Here is a 16,614-nt window from a genome sequence, read left to right on the forward strand (position 1 = left end):
CGACGCTCCACATTAAAAAACAGGGGCCTGTCAGCCAGCATGACCGGTCAGCCCGCAGCGAACATCCATTGGCTCCATCCGTTATGCACGCCAGCCTCAAGTCAATTGCCATGTGGCCACCGTCCCGAGAAAATGCGCGTACATTCACGCTGTTGTTATGCGCCTGCTCGACGCTCGGCAGTTTGCTGGTCTATGGCTTGTCTATCCCTTTGCCTCTGTCATTGCTGGCACTCGACATTGCTGCGCTGACCAGTGTTGCTGTGCAGTACCGCCTCTCGCGCAAATCCATCAAATTCCAGCCTCAGGAACTGGCCGACCGGTTGTTACAGGTTCAGGAAAACGAGCGTCACCGACTGAGCCGGGAACTGCATGACGACATCGGCCAATTGCTGACCGCCGCAAAACTGCAAAGTGACTGGCTCAAACGCCGGATGCCCGAAGAACTTCAGGGGCAATGCTCGGTCCTCTGCGACACGCTGGAAGAAACCCTGACAAAAGTTCGTGACGTATCCGCCATTCTCAACCCCCGGCAGTTGACCAGCCTCGGGCTGGAAGCCAGTCTGCGGGCACACTTGCTCAAGACCCTGGCCAACACGCCGGTGCACTGGAGCCTGGAATGCCAGCAACGCCTGACCGGCATACCGGAGGAAATGGCCGTGGCAGCGTTCCGTATCACTCAGGAAGCGGTCACCAACATCCTGCGACATGCCCAGGCCAAGAACCTGCTGGTATGCCTGCAACGCCTGCCCCAAGGCCTGAAGTTGCAGATCAGCGATGACGGTCAGGGCTTCTCGCCCGCAACCGATCCTGGTCGTGAAGGGCAACGAGGTATGGCCGGAATGTCGGAACGGATCGATCAACTGGGCGGCACACTGACCGTTACCAGCGAGCCGGGCAAAGGCACTCAAATCGAAGCTCTTTTTCCCTGGGCGCCCCGTGCGCTCGAACGGGCCAGTTCGAATAAGGTTCTGCATTGACTTGTAATTTACTACTGGTGGATGACCACTCGCTGATCAGGGCTGGCGTGCGCGCCCTGGTGATGGATCTGCCCGGCTATGCGGTCATCGGCGAGGCCAATGACGGCTCGCAGTTGCTCGAAATGGTCGGGCGTCTGTCCCCGGATATTGTCCTGCTGGATCTTTCAATGCGCCAGACCGGCGGCCTCGAAGCCTTGCAGCAGCTAAAGCGAGTGCGCCCGCAGAGCAAGGTCCTGATCCTATCGATGCACACCGACCCGGCCCTCATCATGCAGGCGCTGGAGTCCGGAGCCCACGGCTACCTGCTCAAGGACACCACGGCGACCGAACTGGAGCACGCACTGGAGGCCTTGCGCAACAACGAGCGCTATCTGAGTCCGGCCATTGCCCACACGGTAATCAATCAGGCATTGACCCGAAACCAGAGGCACCAACCCGAACCCGCCGACTCGCATAACCTGACGGCGCGTCAGCTGGAAATCCTGCGGTTGATCGTTCGCGGAAAATCCACTCGAGAGATCGCCAATGGCCTGGGGCTGAGCGTCAAGACCGTCGAAACCCACCGTTCGCAGATCATGAAGCGTTTGCAGATCTACGATGTGGCCGGCCTGGTGCTGTTTGCCGTGCGCGAACAAATCATCAGCCTTGATGACTAGGCACTTCACAGGCACGTAACAGCGGCGAATCCTCAGGCAGATGCACGAGTAACGCCGCCGGGCGAATCGAGAAACACAGGTTGTCCCCTTCCAGCGGTTCACCATCAAGGTTGATGTAAAGCCCTTCCGAGACCTTGATCTCGACCCAGGGCAGGCGCGCCCGGACAAACATGCTGTCGATGCCAAAGCCTTCGGTCAGCAGGTTTTTCAATGTACCGGCCACTTCCTGCGGTGCCGGCAAAACACCGACATCCAGCAAACCATCATCTACCAGTGCCTGTGGGCACGACGCCCGCCCACCAGTCTCTGCGCATCGCCGGCTTCCCAGGTCATTCGAACAGGCAGTTCCCAACCTTACTCACGCCGGCTTTCGACTGCCGTGCGAACTGCTTCGTTGAGTGCCTGTTTACCATGCAGAATCAACAGTGCCTTGCGATCGCCCATCAGTTCACCCCAGGTTTGAATCGCATCCGGGAGATGTTGACCGCGAAGCCCCCCCCGTCAAAAGTCGCAAGAAAATGAATTATTTCCAATCGGACAGTCTTGATCCCTCACATGGCAGGAATTTTCTTACAACACGTGAGGAATCGGCTCAATTGACCGGGAATCTGAATTGGTAGACTTTTGGGGTTACCGCAGGACATCACAAGGACGTGCCATGCAAAGCCAAAAACTCGATTCACCGGCCATTGTAAAAAGTGCAGGCGATCGAGCTGAATGCAGCAGCACAAAAGCCACCGGAGAAATCGATATGGAACCTCGCGTCACCGAGCTGGAAGCACACCTCAAGTACATACGCAGGGACATGGACGAAGTCCGGGGTGACGTCAAATCCATCAAGCACAGGCTTGCCTACTCCGCCTGCGGCACAGCCGTGATCCTTGGCCTCCTTGGCTGGATCGCCAATAGCCGGTTCGAACAGGTTATTTCATTGTTTCTGGCGCATTGAGTTGCCATCAACACAAAACCCGGTTCAATCAACCGGGTTTTGTGTGGCAAATCCGCTGTATCTGTCAGCCCAGGACTTCGCTCAACGGAATGAAAAAAACGCCATCGCCCTGAACCAGCGTGCGACCTTCAAGGACTTCTACCAGTCCATCGGCCCAGGCAGCGCTACGCAGTACACCGGAACTCTGGTTTTTGTAGATCGTCGCCCTGCCGTTTTCCAGCCGTCCGCGCAAATACTCACGCCGATTACCAGGCTGGAGCCAGTTAAACCCTGCCGGCACCTGCACCTTCAGCGGCTCAACTTCTTTCACACCCTGACGGCGCAGGAGATAGGGTCTGGTCAACAAGGCAAAGGTCACGAGGGTCGATGCCGGATTGCCCGGCAAGCCAATCACCGGCACGCCGCGAAAATGCCCGAACGTCAGCGGTTTACCAGGCTTGATGGCGAGCTTCCACAGCGTCAGTTCACCCTCTTCGCGCAAGGCGATGCCCAGAAAATCGGCTTCACCCACCGATACGCCGCCGGTGGAGAGGATCAGGTCGACATCCTTCAACTCACCCAATCGGGAACGCGTGGTTTCCAGATTGTCCGGAAGAATGCCCGCGTCGACGACCTCACACCCCAAACGCTGCAACCAGCTACATAACAACACCCGGTTGCTGTTGTAGATCTGTCCCGGCCCCAGCGCCTGCCCCGGCTCAATCAATTCGTCGCCAGTGGACAGCACCGCCACACGCACCTTGCGAACGACTTCCAGCTCAGCGCATCCCAATGAGGCAGCCAATCCTTGCTCGATGGGCCCCAGCCGCGTACCTGCCGGCAGAATCAACTCGCCGACGGTCGTTTCCTGGCCTTGCGGACGGATGTTCTGGCCTTGGGCCAAGGTTCCAGTGAAACGTACTCGCTCATCCGCCTGAACCTCGGCGTTTTCCTGCATCTCGACGCAATCGGCACCGGCGGGAACAGGCGCCCCGGTGAAAATGCGCGCACAGGTTCCTGGCTGCAACGGTTCGGGGGCCTGGCCGGCAAACACCTTCTGACTGACCACCAACGGCTCTCCCGTCCAGTCGGCCATACGCAAGGCATAACCGTCCATGGCACTGTTGGGCCAGGGTGGCAGATCCAGCGTCGACACCAGATCTTCAGCCAATACACGCCCCTGTACCTGCGCCAACGGCAAGCGTTCACGCTCGACAATCCTTGAGGTCTCGGCCATTTCCAGCAAGCGCGCCAGCGCCTGCTCGACAGGCATCAGGCTGCCAGTCTTGCCAGGCTTACCCACGGGAGTCACAAGGCGCAGCCTGTTTCAGGTGAGGCACGAAATTGCACGGGCGATGCCGCGAATCCAGCTGCTCGGCCAGTATGCCGTCCCAACCGGTGCGCACGGCATTGGTCGAGCCCGGCAAACAGCAAACCAGCGTGCCGTTGGCCAGGCCGGCCAACGTCCGGGACTGAACGGTCGAGGTGCCGATATCGGCAACCGAGATCTGGCGGAACAGCTCGCCAAATCCATCAACCTGTTTGTCCAGCAGGCAACTGACGGCTTCCGGCGTACTGTCACGCCCGGTAAAACCGGTTCCGCCGGTGATCAGCACAACCTGCACGACATCGTCGGCAATCCAGTTGGCGACTTGCGCGCGAATCTTGTAGAGATCATCTTTGAGCAACACCCGGGCTGCCAGATAATGACCGGCAGCGGTCAAGCGGTCGACAAAGAGCTGGCCCGAGGTGTCGGTTTCCAGTGTGCGGGTATCGCTGACAGTCAGCACTGCAATATTCAGCGGTGCGAAAGGTACATCAGCCTTGGCTTTCATAGGCTCGTCCAGTTGAAGGAGAAACAGCCCGGTGTTATATCACAGCGCTCCGTTTTTTCGCCGCTCCCATGGAGACCTGCCATGACCTCGAATTCACAATTGCCACCCTGCTCCATTCTGCTCCTGGCGGGCGGTCGCGGCCAACGCATGGGGGGGCAGGATAAAGGGTTGCTGGACTGGCACGGCGATCCGCTGATTGCGCATCTGCATCGCAAGACTCGCCCGCTGACCGATGACCTGATCATCTCCTGCAATCGCAATCTTGAGAAGTATGCGCCCTACGCCGACCAGTTGGTCCACGATGATGAAGGAGGCTTCCCCGGACCTCTGGCGGGTATTCGAGCAGGCCTGAAAGCTGCTCGCCATCCCCATCTGCTGGTCCTGCCCTGTGACGTTCCGGGCATTGATGCGGCGTTGATCGGCAATATGCGCGAAACCGCCAACCTGCATCCGGACAAGCCGCTGATGGTGCGGCATGACGGCCACTGGGAGCCGTTATTGTGTGTGATTCCCGTGCTACACAGCGCAGCATTTGAACAAGCCTGGATCGAAGGTGAGCGCAGCCCTGGCAGGTTGATGCACAAGCTCGGTGCGACTGCGCTGCAATACCCTGACAAAGACCCTCGGCTGGCCAACCTCAACACGCCGGAACTGTTAAGCGGTCATAAGACTGTGTCAGACTGACAATCATCAGGAACTTGCGCGGACAGTGCACGTCTCAAGTCCGGCAACCAAAGAACCCTTATTCGGAGACACACTCATGACTCAACGGACCCTTGCCACTTTCATGCTCGCACTGGGCCTTGCAACCCTCGCCGGTTGCGCATCGCCTACGGTGATCACCTTGAATGACGGTCGCGAAATCCAGGCCGTCGACACGCCTCGGTTTGACAAGGACTCCGGTTTCTACGAATTCGAACAGCTCGACGGCAAACAGACCCGCATCAACAAAGACCAGGTTCGTACCGTTAAAGAGCTGTAATCCTGGCGCCGCCGGATACGGAAAAGCCCGCTTGATGCGTAATGCTGTTCAGTTAAGGATTCTGTAGGAGCGAGCTTGCTCGCGATGGACTCAAGAGCGCTGCGTTTAGTCAGTAAACACGCGGCATCGTTAACGACCATCGCGAGCAAGCTCGCTCCTACAACGGATCACTCTCGCTTAACTGAACAGCATTACGCTTGATGCGGGCTTTTTCATGCCTGAAGTACAACGCTTCAGGGTCGCCCCCTGATCACCATTGCAGGGTGATTTCACTCTCGAACTCTCGCGCCTGGCCCGTGACCGGATCGATGAATTTCAGCCCCTGAGCCAGCAGTTTCAAAGGATTGGCATAGTCATCCTGCGCATCCTTGAGCACCTCGGGGTAAAACGGGTCGTTGCAGATAGCGGCTCCCAACGCCGCCATATGTACCCGAAGCTGATGTTTCTTGCCCGTCACCGGGTAAAGACCATAACGCCAGAGATCCCCCTGTTTTTCCCTGATTTCGACCGCAGTCTCGGTGTTGCTGGCCCCCGGCCCCTCCTGCATGCGGAAGAACGGCTCGCCATCGACCAGTCGGCTTTTATGAACCAACGGGAAAACCAGGTCAGGCAACGCCCGTGCGATGGCCTCGTAGCGCTTTTCGATCTGCCGGGTTGGAAACAACGACTGATAAGCTGAACGACTCTGCGGATTGGCGGAAAACAGTACCAGCCCCGCGGTATGCCGGTCGATGCGATGCAACGGCACCAGATGCGGATTGTCCAGGCGACGGATCAAGCGCCTCAGCAGGGTCTGTTCAACGTATTCGCCAGCCGGCGTCACGGGTAGAAAGTGCGGTTTGTCGGCCACCACCAGATGCTCGTCCGCGTACAGGATCGACTCGATCACCGGGATCGGTTTTTCATCCGGCACTTCGCGAAAATAATGAATCCGCAAACCTTCCCTGTAGGCCAGATCGAGGGCAATCGGCATGCCCTGCCCATCGAGGACCCGGCCGCGGGCGATTCTGTCCAGCCATTGTTCACGACCGATGGCGCTGAAATGCTCACACAGGCAATCGATAACGGTCTGCCACGGGCCAGGTGGCAAGTAGAGCGTACTGGCCTGGCTGTGTGCCGCGGAAAAAGTAGAAGTGGACATACGAAAGCTCTAACCCTCAGTGCAGAGCGGCATTATCCAACAGCAGGGAGTACGAACCTAGAGAAGATTCCTCAAGCCGGAATCTGCGTGCGCGCCGCCGCTTCGGTGTACTCCTTGAGCCAGCGCAGTACATCGACCGCCTCCCAGCGAGCGGGGTCATACAGGGCGTACAACAACCCCTGATAACCCACGACATCGAGTTGCCGGTGATATCCCGCGCGTTGAAACAAGGCTTCGATTTCTGCGAAACAGGTATTGAAATGCGTTTTGTTGAAAGGCGTTTTCCCCTCGGTCACCAGACCATCCAGACGCAACTCAAGGACGGCCTCGCGCACGACGTCCGCGGACATCCTGTTCACGCTGTTCTTCAACTGTTCGACATTGACCACGATTCATCCCTCTCACGCCCGGGCTTGCCTGCTCGCTGCCGAAAACCGGCAACGGCAAGGCAGGCACTGCGAATAACTGTATGCGCATACAGTATCCGATCAACGCCGGATAAGCCAAGGGGATCAATCGCAAAGTTCGACGGGCGGGACATGCCGCCAGTGCAAAAAACGCTTAACGCAGGAACGTCACCACCTCATCGGCACTGAACGGCCAGCCCAGTTCAGCACCGGTATCGACGCGTCGCAGCACCGGAATTCGCAGGCTGTAAGCTGCAAACCACGCTTCATCGTCGGCGATATCCACCAGTTCCACCAGCAGACCGCGCTCGACAAACTCCATCAGCATGGCTTCGGCTACTTCACAGAGATGGCATCCAAGGGTGCCGAACAGCTGACATTCGGGAAGCATGAGCGCTCAACCAGAAAATGAAGTGACCATTCTAGGCCTGCCCCGAAAAACCGTCGAGCCATTGAGCCCCCTGCCCTTGATGCCGTCGCCCATGAAGTGACCCGAGTCAGTCCTGGCTCACGGCGCCGATCTTGTGGATCGACAGGTCCGCGCCGTAATACTCCTCTTCCTGGCTCAGGCGCAATCCATGCAACGCCTTGATCACTCCGTACACCGCAAACCCGCCGGCCAGTGCCACAGTGACGCCCAGTGCAGTGCCGATCAACTGGCTGATCAGACTGACCCCACCGAGCCCGCCCAAGGCGCTCTGGCCGAAAATGCCGCAGGCAATGCCGCCCCACACGCCACACAAGCCATGTAACGGCCACACACCCAATACATCGTCGATGTGCCATTTGCCCTGGGCCGCGGTAAAGCACCAGACAAACAGGGCCCCCGCGATGGCACCAGTGACCAGCGCCCCCACAGGATGCATCAGGTCGGATCCGGCACAGATTGCCACGAGCCCCGCCAACGGGCCGTTATGCAGAAAGCCAGGGTCATTGCGCCCGACAATCAGCGCCGCCACCGTACCGCCAACCATGGCCATCAACGAGTTCACCGCCACCAGTCCGCTGACACCTTGCAGGGTTTGCGCGCTCATGACGTTGAAGCCGAACCAGCCAACAATCAGGATCCACGAGCCCAACGCCAGAAACGGGATGCTCGATGGCGCGAATGCGACCAGCCGACCGTCGCGATAACGGCCATTACGCGGCCCTAGTAACAGCACCGCCGCCAGTGCCAGCCAACCGCCCATGGCATGCACTACCACTGAACCGGCGAAATCATGGAAACCGGCGCCAAAGCGCTCCAGCAACCAGGCTTGCAAACCGAAGTTGCCGTTCCAGACCATGCCTTCGAAGAACGGATAGACGAACGCGACAATCAACGCGGTTGCGCACAATTGCGGGACAAACCGGGCGCGCTCGGCGATCCCCCCGGAAATGATCGCCGGGATCGCCGCGGCAAAGGTCAGCAGGAAGAAAAACTTCACCAGTCCATAGCCATGGTCGGCATTGAGCACGGCCGCTGGTTGCATGAACGTCACGCCATAGGAAACCCAATAGCCTATAAAGAAGTAAGCCAGTGTCGAAACAGCGAAGTCGCTGAGGATTTTCGACAACGCATTGACCTGGTTTTTCTGTCGCACGGTTCCGACTTCGAGAAAGGCAAAACCGGCGTGCATGGCCAGAACCATGACCGCACCGATCAGAATGAACAGCGTGTTGGAGCTATGGACCAGGGTGTCCACAGCGCTTTGCAGATTTTCCATGGGATGGGCAGACCTTATGGCAGAAAAAAAGCACCAAAGCAGTTCGCGATGACCGCTCACGCACCAATTTGCGGCTTCGAAGCATCAGCGGACTGATCTCGTTTGAACCGCTTTGGCGCACGGATACCGTCCAGGAAAAACGCGCCCCGGACGTTTACGCGAGTTTTTGATTGTTGGTCCTGCGGTTTTACTGAAATCATGCCCGGCTATAGCGCAATGGTGCGGACCGGCGCACCACGACACAGCAAAAGTTGTACCAGTCATTTGTACTGAACCTTCGCCGAAGGCTCATACTCGAACGCATCAGAAAGCCACTTATGGAGATCCCCCATGGCCCGCACCCAGGCAAAGACTGCTCAAGAAATCCTGATGAACGACTTTCAGACACTGGTCAGTGACACCGAACGGTTGCTGGAGCACACCGCGACCCTGGCAGGCGATCAGGCCGACGAGTTGCGCGAGCAGATTCACGACAGTCTCTTGCGTGCCCGTGAAACCCTCAAACTGACCGAAGACTCCCTGCGCGAACACGGCAAGGCTGCGGTCACCGCCACGGAGGACTATGTCCAGGCCAACCCTTGGCAATCGGTCGGGATCGCGGCCGGCGTGGGTTTCCTGATTGGCCTGCTGGCTAGCCGGCGCTGATATGTCGATCGGTGAATCCGGCCCGTCTGAAACGGGAACCAGCTCCTCTTCGCGGCGCCTGGGTGCGGCCTTCCTTGGGTTGCTGCACAGCCATGTCGAACTGTTCGGCATCGAATTGCAGGAACAAAAAGCCCGCACCGTCAGCCTGTTGCTGTTTGCCGGCCTGGCGCTGGTGTTTGCGTTGCTGCTGCTGGTAGGGCTGTCGACGCTGGTGCTTATCGTGTTCTGGGACACGTATCGCCTGACCGCCATCATCGGTCTCTGCGTGTTCTACACCCTCGCTGCCATATTTTGTGGAATGCGCTTGAGAGCGGCGATTTTCGATGAGTCCTCGCCCTTCCACGGCACGCTCGAAGAGCTGGCCAACGACCGGGAGCGTCTGCTGCCATGAGCCTGCCTGAATTGCCACACAACAGCTCACGCACGGAAATGCGCAAGGCCCTGATCCGCCTGCGCATGGAAATGCATCGTCAGGAAATCCGCCACGAATCCGCGCAACTGCTGCAACCCTTGAAACGCGTGCGCGGGATGACGAAAAACCTGCAGGACGGTTTCGGCATCAAACACGCCCCCCTCTGGGGCGTGGCCGCCGTCACCTTGCTGGGTTTTCTGACCGGCAAGGGGGCAAAAAACGGCGGCGGCCTCAGCGGCCTGACCCGGCTGATCCGCCTCGGCACCACGCTGGGGCCGCTGATCACACTGATCCTGCAGGGCTCTTCACGCAAAGACTGATCAGTATCTTTCCGGCTGCATTCCTGCGACGTCGACGGGATGCGCCTCTCTATCGAGGGGCGCCATCCTGCACGTGTGCTGCTCATCGATATCGGAGCCGCCGGGTTGTAGTTCCGCTTGCAGGTCATGGCGCGAAACGGGAAGCTAGGCCATCAGTCACCCGACGGAGAGCCCCCGCCTTGGATTGGCACACCCTGCTTACTCGCGAACGTCTCGGAAAACCGCTGCACAGCCCTGAAGAGCTCGGCCGCAGCCCTTTTCACAAAGACCACGACCGCATCATTTTCTCGGGGGCTTTCCGCCGCCTCGGGCGCAAGACCCAGGTCCATCCCGTGTCCAGCAATGATCACATTCATACGCGCCTGACCCACTCGCTGGAAGTCAGTTGCGTGGGTCGCTCACTGGGCATGCGGGTCGGCGAAACCATCCGCAATGCCCTGCCCGACTGGTGCGAACCCAGCGACCTGGGGATGGTGGTGCAATCGGCTTGCCTGGCACACGACATCGGTAACCCGCCTTTCGGCCATTCCGGTGAAGACGCGATCCGTCACTGGTTCCAGCAAGCTGCCGGCCGTGGCTGGCTGGATGCAATGAGTGAAGCCGAGCGCAATGACTTCCTGAATTTCGAAGGCAATGCCCAGGGCTTTCGGGTACTCACTCAACTGGAGTATCACCAGTTCGACGGCGGCACCCGCCTGACCTATGCAACGCTGGGCACGTACCTGAAGTATCCATGGACGGCCAAGCACGCCGACTCGCTGGGATACAAGAAACACAAGTTCGGCTGTTATCAGAGCGAGCTGCCGCTACTGGAGCAGATCGCCCATAAGCTCGGCCTGCCGCAACTGGAGGAGCAACGCTGGGCAAGGCATCCACTGGTGTACCTGATGGAGGCCGCCGACGACATATGCTACGCGCTGATCGACCTGGAAGACGGTCTGGAAATGGAGTTGCTGGAATACGCCGAAGTCGAGTCACTGCTGCTCGGTCTGGTGGGCGATGACTTGCCGGAGACCTACCGCCAGCTCGGTCCCGGCGATTCGCGCCGACGCAAACTGGCGATCCTGCGCGGCAAAGCCATCGAGCACTTGACCAATGCCGCGGCCCGCGCCTTCGTCGAGCAACAGGACGCACTGCTGGCCGGTACATTACCCGGCGACCTGGTGGAACACATGCACGGGCCCGCCAAGCGTTGCGTGCTGAACGCCAAGGACATGGCCCGCAAGAAAATCTTCCAGGACAAGCGCAAGACCCTGCACGAGATCGGCGCCTACACCACGCTGGAAATCCTGCTCAACGCCTTTTGCGGAGCAGCGCTTGAGCAGCACAACGGTCGGACCCCTTCGTTCAAAAGCCGCCGCATCCTTGACCTGCTGGGCAACAATGCACCCGACCCTCACGGCCCATTGCACACGTCGTTTTTGCGCATGATCGATTTCATCGCCGGCATGACCGACAGCTATGCCAGTGACATGGCCCTGGAAATGACCGGACGCGCCAGCCACTGAGGCGTATCGACTGATCAGCCATTACGGCATTCGTTATGGCTGATCCCCCTTCAACTTCCAACAGCACTCAAGCTTCGTCGAATCGCCCTACAACATATGGCGAGCAAACTGATCGCATGTCCGGCACGCTCGCGAAACAATCGCCCTCCTTTCTGTTCAACAGATGAAGTGCGCCCCATGGCCGAAAACGATCTACGCATCCTCGTGGTGGAGGACCACCCCTTCCAACTTTTAGCCACTCGATACCTGCTGGAAAGCTATGGCTTTACCCGACTGGCGACCACCGACAGCGCCAAAGACGCCATGCAGCAAATGCTCGGGGCCGACCAGCCGTTCGACATCCTTTTATGCGATCAATGCCTGCCCGATCTGACGGGGCTCGATCTGGTCCGGTTCGCCAGCCAGCTGGGACTGATCAGACAGGCGATCATTCTGAGTAGCCTGACGACGTCTGAACTGGATGAACTTGTAAAAACGGCCACTGAACACGGGCTACCATTATTGGGCTACTTGATAAAGCCATTGAAACAATCTGAATTTAGAGACCTGTTGACCTCGGTACACATGTAGAAAAAACACCTATAACATCCGACAAATACACGGCGTAAAACTTACAAACAACTTCTTTCTAAAGTACCTCCAAGCGCCAAACTTCCTCACCCTTCCTAACAGAAAACCTAGTTAATACGTAGTCCTTTTCCTTTAAGTTTGTAGGAATTCTCCTATATTGCTGCTACAGCTCGGTGAGTTCATGCGTCCCCTCAAGTATCTGAGCTAAGGTGCGCGCTTTATTTGAGCTCGCATGGGACTTTATTATGAACTCCGTTTTTATTGTCGACGATCACCCGGTTATCCGCCTTGCCGTTCGAATGTTACTGGAACATGAAGGTTACAAAGTCGTCGGCGAAACTGATAACGGGGTCGACGCCATGCAGATGGTTCGCGAATGCATGCCGGACCTGGTCATTCTCGACATCAGCATTCCAAAACTGGATGGACTGGAAGTACTATCCCGATTCAACGCAATGAATACTCCTCTTAAAACACTGGTATTGACAGCACAATGCCCAACACTTTTCGGTATTCGTTGCATGCAATCCGGTGCATCGGGCTATGTCTGCAAACAAGAGGACATCAGTGAACTGGTCAGTGCCATAAAAGCGGTATTTGCAGGTTACAACTATTTTCCGAGCGAGGCCTTGAACCCCGTCCGTGGAGATGAAACACGCTGCATCGAATTGGAACTGTTCAAATCCGTAAACGACCGGGAACTGATGGTCTTGCAACTTTTTGCCCAAGGTCGCACAAACAAGGAAATCGCCAAGGGCATGTTTCTGAGCAACAAGACCGTGAGTACCTACAAAAAGCGCCTCATGCAGAAACTCAAAGCCAAATCCCTGGTTGAACTCATCGAGATGGCAAAACGTAACGCGCTAGTGTGAGAACCTGGATGCCCAGCCGTTTGAAGGTCTTTCTGATTCAAGTGACCGCAGGTCTATGCGTGAGCACCTCGTTGTTCGGGGCACCGGGCGATGAACACTACACGCTGCTCAGCCGATCGAAGGCCGGGGCGCTGGAGGTTCGACTGGATGAATCGCAACGACAATGGATAAAACGCAAGAATCAACTGACGCTCGGGACGTCAGCCCCGGACTATCCCCCCTTCGACCTGACCACCAGCGGCCAGGACTATGAAGGGTTTACCGCCGATTACGCCGGTCTTCTGGAAAAAACAACCGGGTTGCCCGTCAAGGTTCAGCGCTTCGATTCCCGAGGAGCCGCGATCGCTGCACTGGAGAACGGCGAAGTCGATCTGCTAGGCACCGCCAATGGATTCGAAGCTGGCAATGCCGGCATTGCACTGTCCATACCCTATGCCGTTGACCAACCTGTATTGGTGACCCGTGAAGGGGAAACCCGTTCCCTCACCGATGGCCTGGCCGGATTGCGCCTGAGCATGGTGTATCACTATTTGCCGCTGGCGGAAGTCACGGCGTTGTACCCAAAGGCGATCATCACGTCCTATCCGTCCTACCAGAATGCGATCAACGCTGTTGCTTTCGATCAGGCGGACGTGTTTCTCGGCGACACCATTTCAACTCACTACATGATCAACAAGGGGTACTTGAACAACATCCGGATGGCCAACTTCGGTAAACATGAAGCCTATGGTTTCAGCTTTGCCGTTAACAGGAACAACCCCGAACTGCTTGGCATCATCAATACAATGATCAGGGCCATCCCCACCAGTGAACGAGAAAGTATCGCCAAACGCTGGAGCGCCGGTAGCGACATTCTGCTGACCGATCAAAAGCTGCAACTCACTGAACGGGAAGAACGCTGGCTGGCACACCACCCGACAGTGCGTGTCGTCGTCAACGAAGCTTTTGCGCCACTGACGTTTTTCGATAGCAATGGCAACTTTCGCGGGGTCACCGCAGATTTGCTTGAGCTGATCAGGCTGCGCACCGGCTTGCGCTTTGACATCCAGCACAGCCGCAGCGACGACGAGATGATCAAACAGATCAAGGACAACAAGGCCGATGTCATCGCCCCATTGCTCCCCAGCGCCCAACGTCAAACCCAGCTGAACTTTACCCGCCCCTTTCTGGAAAATTCCTACGTCCTGCTGACCCGCAAAGCCGACGACAGCCCGACCAACCTCGAGCAGTTGCAGGACAAGCGCCTGGCCATTGCCCGCGGCAATCCACTCATGGACTACCTGAGCAGAGAGTTTCCCCGGATCAAATTGATCGAGACCCCGGACACCTTCAGCGCCGTAGAGTTACTCGCCCAAGGTCAGGCCGAGGGCGCGGTGAACTCACTGATCATTGCCAACTACTTCATTTCGTCGCGGCTGTTCGAGCACACATTGCAAATCAGCACCACCATCGGCACCGAGCAGGCAGCGTTTTCCCTTGCCACCGCTCGGGGTGCCAAAGAGCTGAATGCGATCCTCGACAAGGCTTTACTGAGCATTTCCCCGGAGGAGCTGGGCATCATCAACAGTCGCTGGCGCGGCTACTCGGCGTCCTCGCAAAGCACCTGGCGCAATTATCAAAGGCTGTTCTACCAAATCGTCTTCGGTGCAGGCGTGCTATTGCTGATTTCCATTGCGTGGAACGACTACATGCGACGCCAGATCAAGCAGCGCAAGGCCGCAGAGCGTGCGTTGAACGATCAGTTCGAGTTCATGCGATCGCTGGTCAATGGCACGCCCCATCCGATCTACGTACGTGATCGCCAGGGGCTACTGCAAAGTTGCAACGACAGTTACCTGCAAGCATTCTGCGCCAGGCGTGAAGATGTCATCGGCAAAAGCGTCATGCAGGGATCGATGAGCAATGTATTCGAAGCCCGGGAGTACCAGGCTGACTACCAACGCGTGGTGGCCGAGGGCAGACCGTTGATTGTCGATCGCGAGCTGCACATTGGTGGCCGGCGACTGACGATTTATCACTGGATTCTTCCCTATCGGGATTCCAGCGCAACAGTGCAAGGCATTATCGGTGGCTGGATCGACATCAGCGAACGGCGGCAACTGCTCGACGACCTGCGTTGCGCGAAAGAACGTGCCGATAACGCCAACCGGGCCAAAAGCACATTTCTGGCCACGATGAGCCATGAGATCCGCACGCCGATGAATGCAATCATTGGCATGCTTGAATTGACACTCAAGCGTCTTGATCATCAGCACCCGGAACGTCCGGCCATCGATGTCGCGTACAACTCGGCGAAAGGGTTGCTGGAGCTGATCGGCGACATTCTCGACATTGCCAGAATCGAATCGGGACGCTTGAGCCTGAGCCCGGAGCGCGTCAATCCGGGTGAACTCGTGGCCTCGGTCGTGCGGATTTTCGATGGCCTGGCCCGACAGAAGGAACTCGAACTGGTGCTGGAGTTTTCATCGGCCAACCCGACCTTCGACGTGTTGCTGGACCCCTTGCGCTTCAAGCAAGTGCTGTCCAACCTGATCAGCAATGCCATCAAATTTACCGAGCAAGGCCAGGTCCGGGTCGTTGTCGACCTGCACCCGGCAACGCAACCCGAGCACGTGCAAATGCGGGTGCAAGTTCACGACAGTGGTATCGGGATCAGCGAACAGGATCAACAGCGCCTGTTCGAACCCTTTGCCCAGGCAGACAACGCCATGCAATCGGCCAGGGGGGGCGCCGGGCTTGGGCTGGTGATCAGCCGCAATCTCTGCGAAATGATGGGCGGCAGTCTGCAATTACGCAGCGAGCCGGGCCTCGGCACTCAAGTGGAGTTGTTGCTGCAACTGGAAACGTTGCCACTGCAACAGTCAGCCCTGGTGGCCGAAACGCAAACCGTCGTCGCCACAATCCCATTGAATGTCCTGGTAGTCGACGATCACTCGGCCAATCGTTTGCTCACGTGCCAGCAGCTGGAGTTTCTTGGACATCGATTTTCCGTCGCGGCCGATGGCCAGGAAGGACTGGAGGCATGGAAAGACCAACCGTTTGATCTGGTGATCGCCGATTGCAACATGCCGGTCATGAACGGTTACGAGCTGGCCCGTGCCATTCGCCAGCATGAAAGACAAAACCATCGTCCTCCCTGCACTATTCTCGGCTTTACCGCCAACGCCCAGCCGGAAGAAGTGCAACGCTGCAAACAGGCCGGAATGAACGACTGCCTGTTCAAACCCCTCAGCCTCGGCGCCTTGAGTCAATGGCTGCAGGGCATTGAACCCACCCATGCAGTCCCGGCGTTCAGCCTGCACGGATTGAAACTGCTGACCGGGGGAAACCCGATGTTGAACCGGCGATTGCTGAACGAACTGGTGAGCAGCAACCGCCAGGATCTGCAAACGCTGCTATCGCTATCCAGTTTCGGGGATACGCAGGCGCTGCAGGACATTGCCCACAAAATCAAAGGCGCAGCCCGGATAGTGCAAGCCTCCCGCCTGATTGACCGCTGCGAGGCACTCGAAGCAGCCTGCCATGGGGGTTTCGATCGCGGAACATTGGCTGAATGCTGCAAATCCATGGAGCGCACCATGCTGGAGCTGGAGGACGCGTTACTACGTCAGATCGAGGAGTACGACGAAGGCAAAGTGACAGAGCCTTAACTATG

The 16,614-nt window shown here is 57.7% G+C and carries 18 protein-coding genes and 1 pseudogene; 12 read left to right on the forward strand and 7 right to left on the reverse strand.

Annotation, left to right across the window (positions count from 1 at the left end):
• Positions 1-83: 83 nt before the first annotated feature.
• Positions 84-977, forward strand: a complete 894-nt coding sequence (locus tag AC06G5_RS21945; RefSeq protein ID WP_413423810.1) for a sensor histidine kinase — start codon at positions 84-86, stop codon at positions 975-977.
• The gene (locus AC06G5_RS21950) at positions 974-1,633 is read left to right on the forward strand and encodes a response regulator (protein ID WP_413423723.1); all 660 of its coding nucleotides are present in this window, start codon (positions 974-976) and stop codon (positions 1,631-1,633) included. The genes AC06G5_RS21945 and AC06G5_RS21950 overlap by 4 nt, the downstream gene beginning before the upstream one ends.
• Here the strand turns inward: AC06G5_RS21950 and AC06G5_RS21955 are convergent.
• A pseudogene (locus AC06G5_RS21955) lies at positions 1,617-1,934 on the reverse strand (lipid kinase YegS); the annotation flags it as partial. The gene AC06G5_RS21950 and the pseudogene AC06G5_RS21955 overlap by 17 nt on opposite strands.
• A 357-nt stretch (positions 1,935-2,291) precedes the next feature.
• On the opposite strand from AC06G5_RS21955, the gene AC06G5_RS21960 reads away from it, so the two are divergent.
• Entirely contained in the window at positions 2,292-2,582 is a 291-nt protein-coding gene (locus AC06G5_RS21960; RefSeq protein ID WP_413704286.1) for a hypothetical protein, read from the forward strand.
• Between the two features lie 64 nt (positions 2,583-2,646).
• Here AC06G5_RS21960 and AC06G5_RS21965 read toward each other — a convergent pair whose 3' ends face one another.
• Positions 2,647-3,873 carry a molybdopterin molybdotransferase MoeA gene (locus tag AC06G5_RS21965; RefSeq protein WP_413423719.1) on the reverse strand — a complete coding sequence of 409 codons (1,227 nt, stop codon included), beginning with the start codon at positions 3,871-3,873 and terminating at the stop codon, positions 2,647-2,649.
• Positions 3,857-4,396: a molybdenum cofactor biosynthesis protein B gene (moaB, locus tag AC06G5_RS21970; protein ID WP_480458303.1), complete on the reverse strand. Its 540-nt coding sequence runs from the start codon at positions 4,394-4,396 to the stop codon at positions 3,857-3,859. Before moaB ends, AC06G5_RS21965 begins: the two co-directional genes overlap by 17 nt.
• Before the next feature lie 81 nt (positions 4,397-4,477).
• Here moaB and mobA point away from each other — a divergent pair, with 81 nt between their 5' ends.
• Together mobA and AC06G5_RS21980 are read left to right on the forward strand one after the other, a co-directional pair.
• Entirely contained in the window at positions 4,478-5,080 is a 603-nt protein-coding gene (gene mobA / locus AC06G5_RS21975; protein ID WP_480458304.1) for a molybdenum cofactor guanylyltransferase MobA, read from the forward strand.
• Positions 5,081-5,156: 76 nt separating this feature from the next.
• Complete coding sequence (locus AC06G5_RS21980; RefSeq protein ID WP_429370781.1) at positions 5,157-5,378, forward strand: YgdI/YgdR family lipoprotein; 222 nt, start codon at positions 5,157-5,159, stop codon at positions 5,376-5,378.
• Between the two features lie 250 nt (positions 5,379-5,628).
• Here the strand turns inward: AC06G5_RS21980 and AC06G5_RS21985 are convergent, their stop codons facing one another.
• The 4 genes from AC06G5_RS21985 to AC06G5_RS22000 all read right to left on the reverse strand — a co-directional run bounded on the left by AC06G5_RS21985 (position 5,629) and on the right by AC06G5_RS22000 (position 8,632).
• Positions 5,629-6,519 carry a pseudouridine synthase gene (locus AC06G5_RS21985; RefSeq protein WP_413423711.1) on the reverse strand — a complete coding sequence of 297 codons (891 nt, stop codon included), beginning with the start codon at positions 6,517-6,519 and terminating at the stop codon, positions 5,629-5,631.
• Between the two features lie 71 nt (positions 6,520-6,590).
• Entirely contained in the window at positions 6,591-6,908 is a 318-nt protein-coding gene (locus AC06G5_RS21990; protein ID WP_008020364.1) for a hypothetical protein, read from the reverse strand.
• A 172-nt stretch (positions 6,909-7,080) separates the two neighbouring features.
• Positions 7,081-7,317 carry a glutaredoxin family protein gene (locus AC06G5_RS21995; protein ID WP_085715299.1) on the reverse strand — a complete coding sequence of 79 codons (237 nt, stop codon included), beginning with the start codon at positions 7,315-7,317 and terminating at the stop codon, positions 7,081-7,083.
• A 106-nt stretch (positions 7,318-7,423) separates the two neighbouring features.
• Complete coding sequence (locus AC06G5_RS22000) at positions 7,424-8,632, reverse strand: ammonium transporter (RefSeq protein WP_413423707.1); 1,209 nt, start codon at positions 8,630-8,632, stop codon at positions 7,424-7,426.
• Between the two features lie 330 nt (positions 8,633-8,962).
• Here AC06G5_RS22000 and AC06G5_RS22005 point away from each other — a divergent pair, with 330 nt between their 5' ends.
• The 7 genes from AC06G5_RS22005 to AC06G5_RS22035 all read left to right on the forward strand — a co-directional run bounded on the left by AC06G5_RS22005 (position 8,963) and on the right by AC06G5_RS22035 (position 16,609).
• Positions 8,963-9,277, forward strand: a complete 315-nt coding sequence (locus AC06G5_RS22005) for an ElaB/YgaM/YqjD family protein (RefSeq protein ID WP_046040614.1) — start codon at positions 8,963-8,965, stop codon at positions 9,275-9,277.
• A gap of 1 nt (position 9,278) precedes the next feature.
• Complete coding sequence (locus AC06G5_RS22010) at positions 9,279-9,668, forward strand: phage holin family protein (protein WP_008020360.1); 390 nt, start codon at positions 9,279-9,281, stop codon at positions 9,666-9,668.
• Complete coding sequence (locus AC06G5_RS22015; RefSeq protein WP_413423705.1) at positions 9,665-10,009, forward strand: hypothetical protein; 345 nt, start codon at positions 9,665-9,667, stop codon at positions 10,007-10,009. Before AC06G5_RS22010 ends, AC06G5_RS22015 begins: the two co-directional genes overlap by 4 nt.
• A 179-nt stretch (positions 10,010-10,188) precedes the next feature.
• Positions 10,189-11,517, forward strand: a complete 1,329-nt coding sequence (locus AC06G5_RS22020) for a deoxyguanosinetriphosphate triphosphohydrolase (RefSeq protein WP_008020358.1) — start codon at positions 10,189-10,191, stop codon at positions 11,515-11,517.
• 177 nt (positions 11,518-11,694) lie between these two features.
• Positions 11,695-12,087 carry a response regulator gene (locus AC06G5_RS22025; protein WP_413423703.1) on the forward strand — a complete coding sequence of 131 codons (393 nt, stop codon included), beginning with the start codon at positions 11,695-11,697 and terminating at the stop codon, positions 12,085-12,087.
• A 245-nt stretch (positions 12,088-12,332) separates the two neighbouring features.
• Positions 12,333-12,959 (forward strand): response regulator, encoded by a 627-nt coding sequence (locus tag AC06G5_RS22030; RefSeq protein ID WP_413423701.1) that lies wholly within the window; start codon positions 12,333-12,335, stop codon positions 12,957-12,959.
• Positions 12,960-12,967: 8 nt separating this feature from the next.
• Entirely contained in the window at positions 12,968-16,609 is a 3,642-nt protein-coding gene (locus tag AC06G5_RS22035) for a transporter substrate-binding domain-containing protein (protein WP_480458305.1), read from the forward strand.
• The last annotated feature ends 5 nt before the right edge of the window (positions 16,610-16,614 follow it).

This window comes from Pseudomonas sp. WT-JTC, from assembly GCF_056711565.1.

What these genes read in the sequence shown, in the direction of transcription:
- AC06G5_RS22005 (WP_046040614.1), top strand. Translation starts at nt 8,963, where the DNA reads ATGGCCCGCACCCAGGCAAAGACTGCTCAAGAAATCCTGATGAACGAC.
- AC06G5_RS22010 (WP_008020360.1), top strand. Translation starts at nt 9,279, where the DNA reads ATGTCGATCGGTGAATCCGGCCCGTCTGAAACGGGAACCAGCTCCTCT.
- mobA (WP_480458304.1), top strand. Translation starts at nt 4,478, where the DNA reads ATGACCTCGAATTCACAATTGCCACCCTGCTCCATTCTGCTCCTGGCG.
- AC06G5_RS21945 (WP_413423810.1), top strand. Translation starts at nt 84, where the DNA reads ATGCACGCCAGCCTCAAGTCAATTGCCATGTGGCCACCGTCCCGAGAA.
- AC06G5_RS21995 (WP_085715299.1), bottom strand. Translation starts at nt 7,317, where the DNA reads ATGCTTCCCGAATGTCAGCTGTTCGGCACCCTTGGATGCCATCTCTGT.
- AC06G5_RS22025 (WP_413423703.1), top strand. Translation starts at nt 11,695, where the DNA reads ATGGCCGAAAACGATCTACGCATCCTCGTGGTGGAGGACCACCCCTTC.
- AC06G5_RS21980 (WP_429370781.1), top strand. Translation starts at nt 5,157, where the DNA reads ATGACTCAACGGACCCTTGCCACTTTCATGCTCGCACTGGGCCTTGCA.
- AC06G5_RS21960 (WP_413704286.1), top strand. Translation starts at nt 2,292, where the DNA reads ATGCAAAGCCAAAAACTCGATTCACCGGCCATTGTAAAAAGTGCAGGC.
- moaB (WP_480458303.1), bottom strand. Translation starts at nt 4,396, where the DNA reads ATGAAAGCCAAGGCTGATGTACCTTTCGCACCGCTGAATATTGCAGTG.
- AC06G5_RS22035 (WP_480458305.1), top strand. Translation starts at nt 12,968, where the DNA reads ATGCCCAGCCGTTTGAAGGTCTTTCTGATTCAAGTGACCGCAGGTCTA.
- AC06G5_RS22000 (WP_413423707.1), bottom strand. Translation starts at nt 8,632, where the DNA reads ATGGAAAATCTGCAAAGCGCTGTGGACACCCTGGTCCATAGCTCCAAC.
- AC06G5_RS21985 (WP_413423711.1), bottom strand. Translation starts at nt 6,519, where the DNA reads ATGTCCACTTCTACTTTTTCCGCGGCACACAGCCAGGCCAGTACGCTC.
- AC06G5_RS22030 (WP_413423701.1), top strand. Translation starts at nt 12,333, where the DNA reads ATGAACTCCGTTTTTATTGTCGACGATCACCCGGTTATCCGCCTTGCC.
- AC06G5_RS22015 (WP_413423705.1), top strand. Translation starts at nt 9,665, where the DNA reads ATGAGCCTGCCTGAATTGCCACACAACAGCTCACGCACGGAAATGCGC.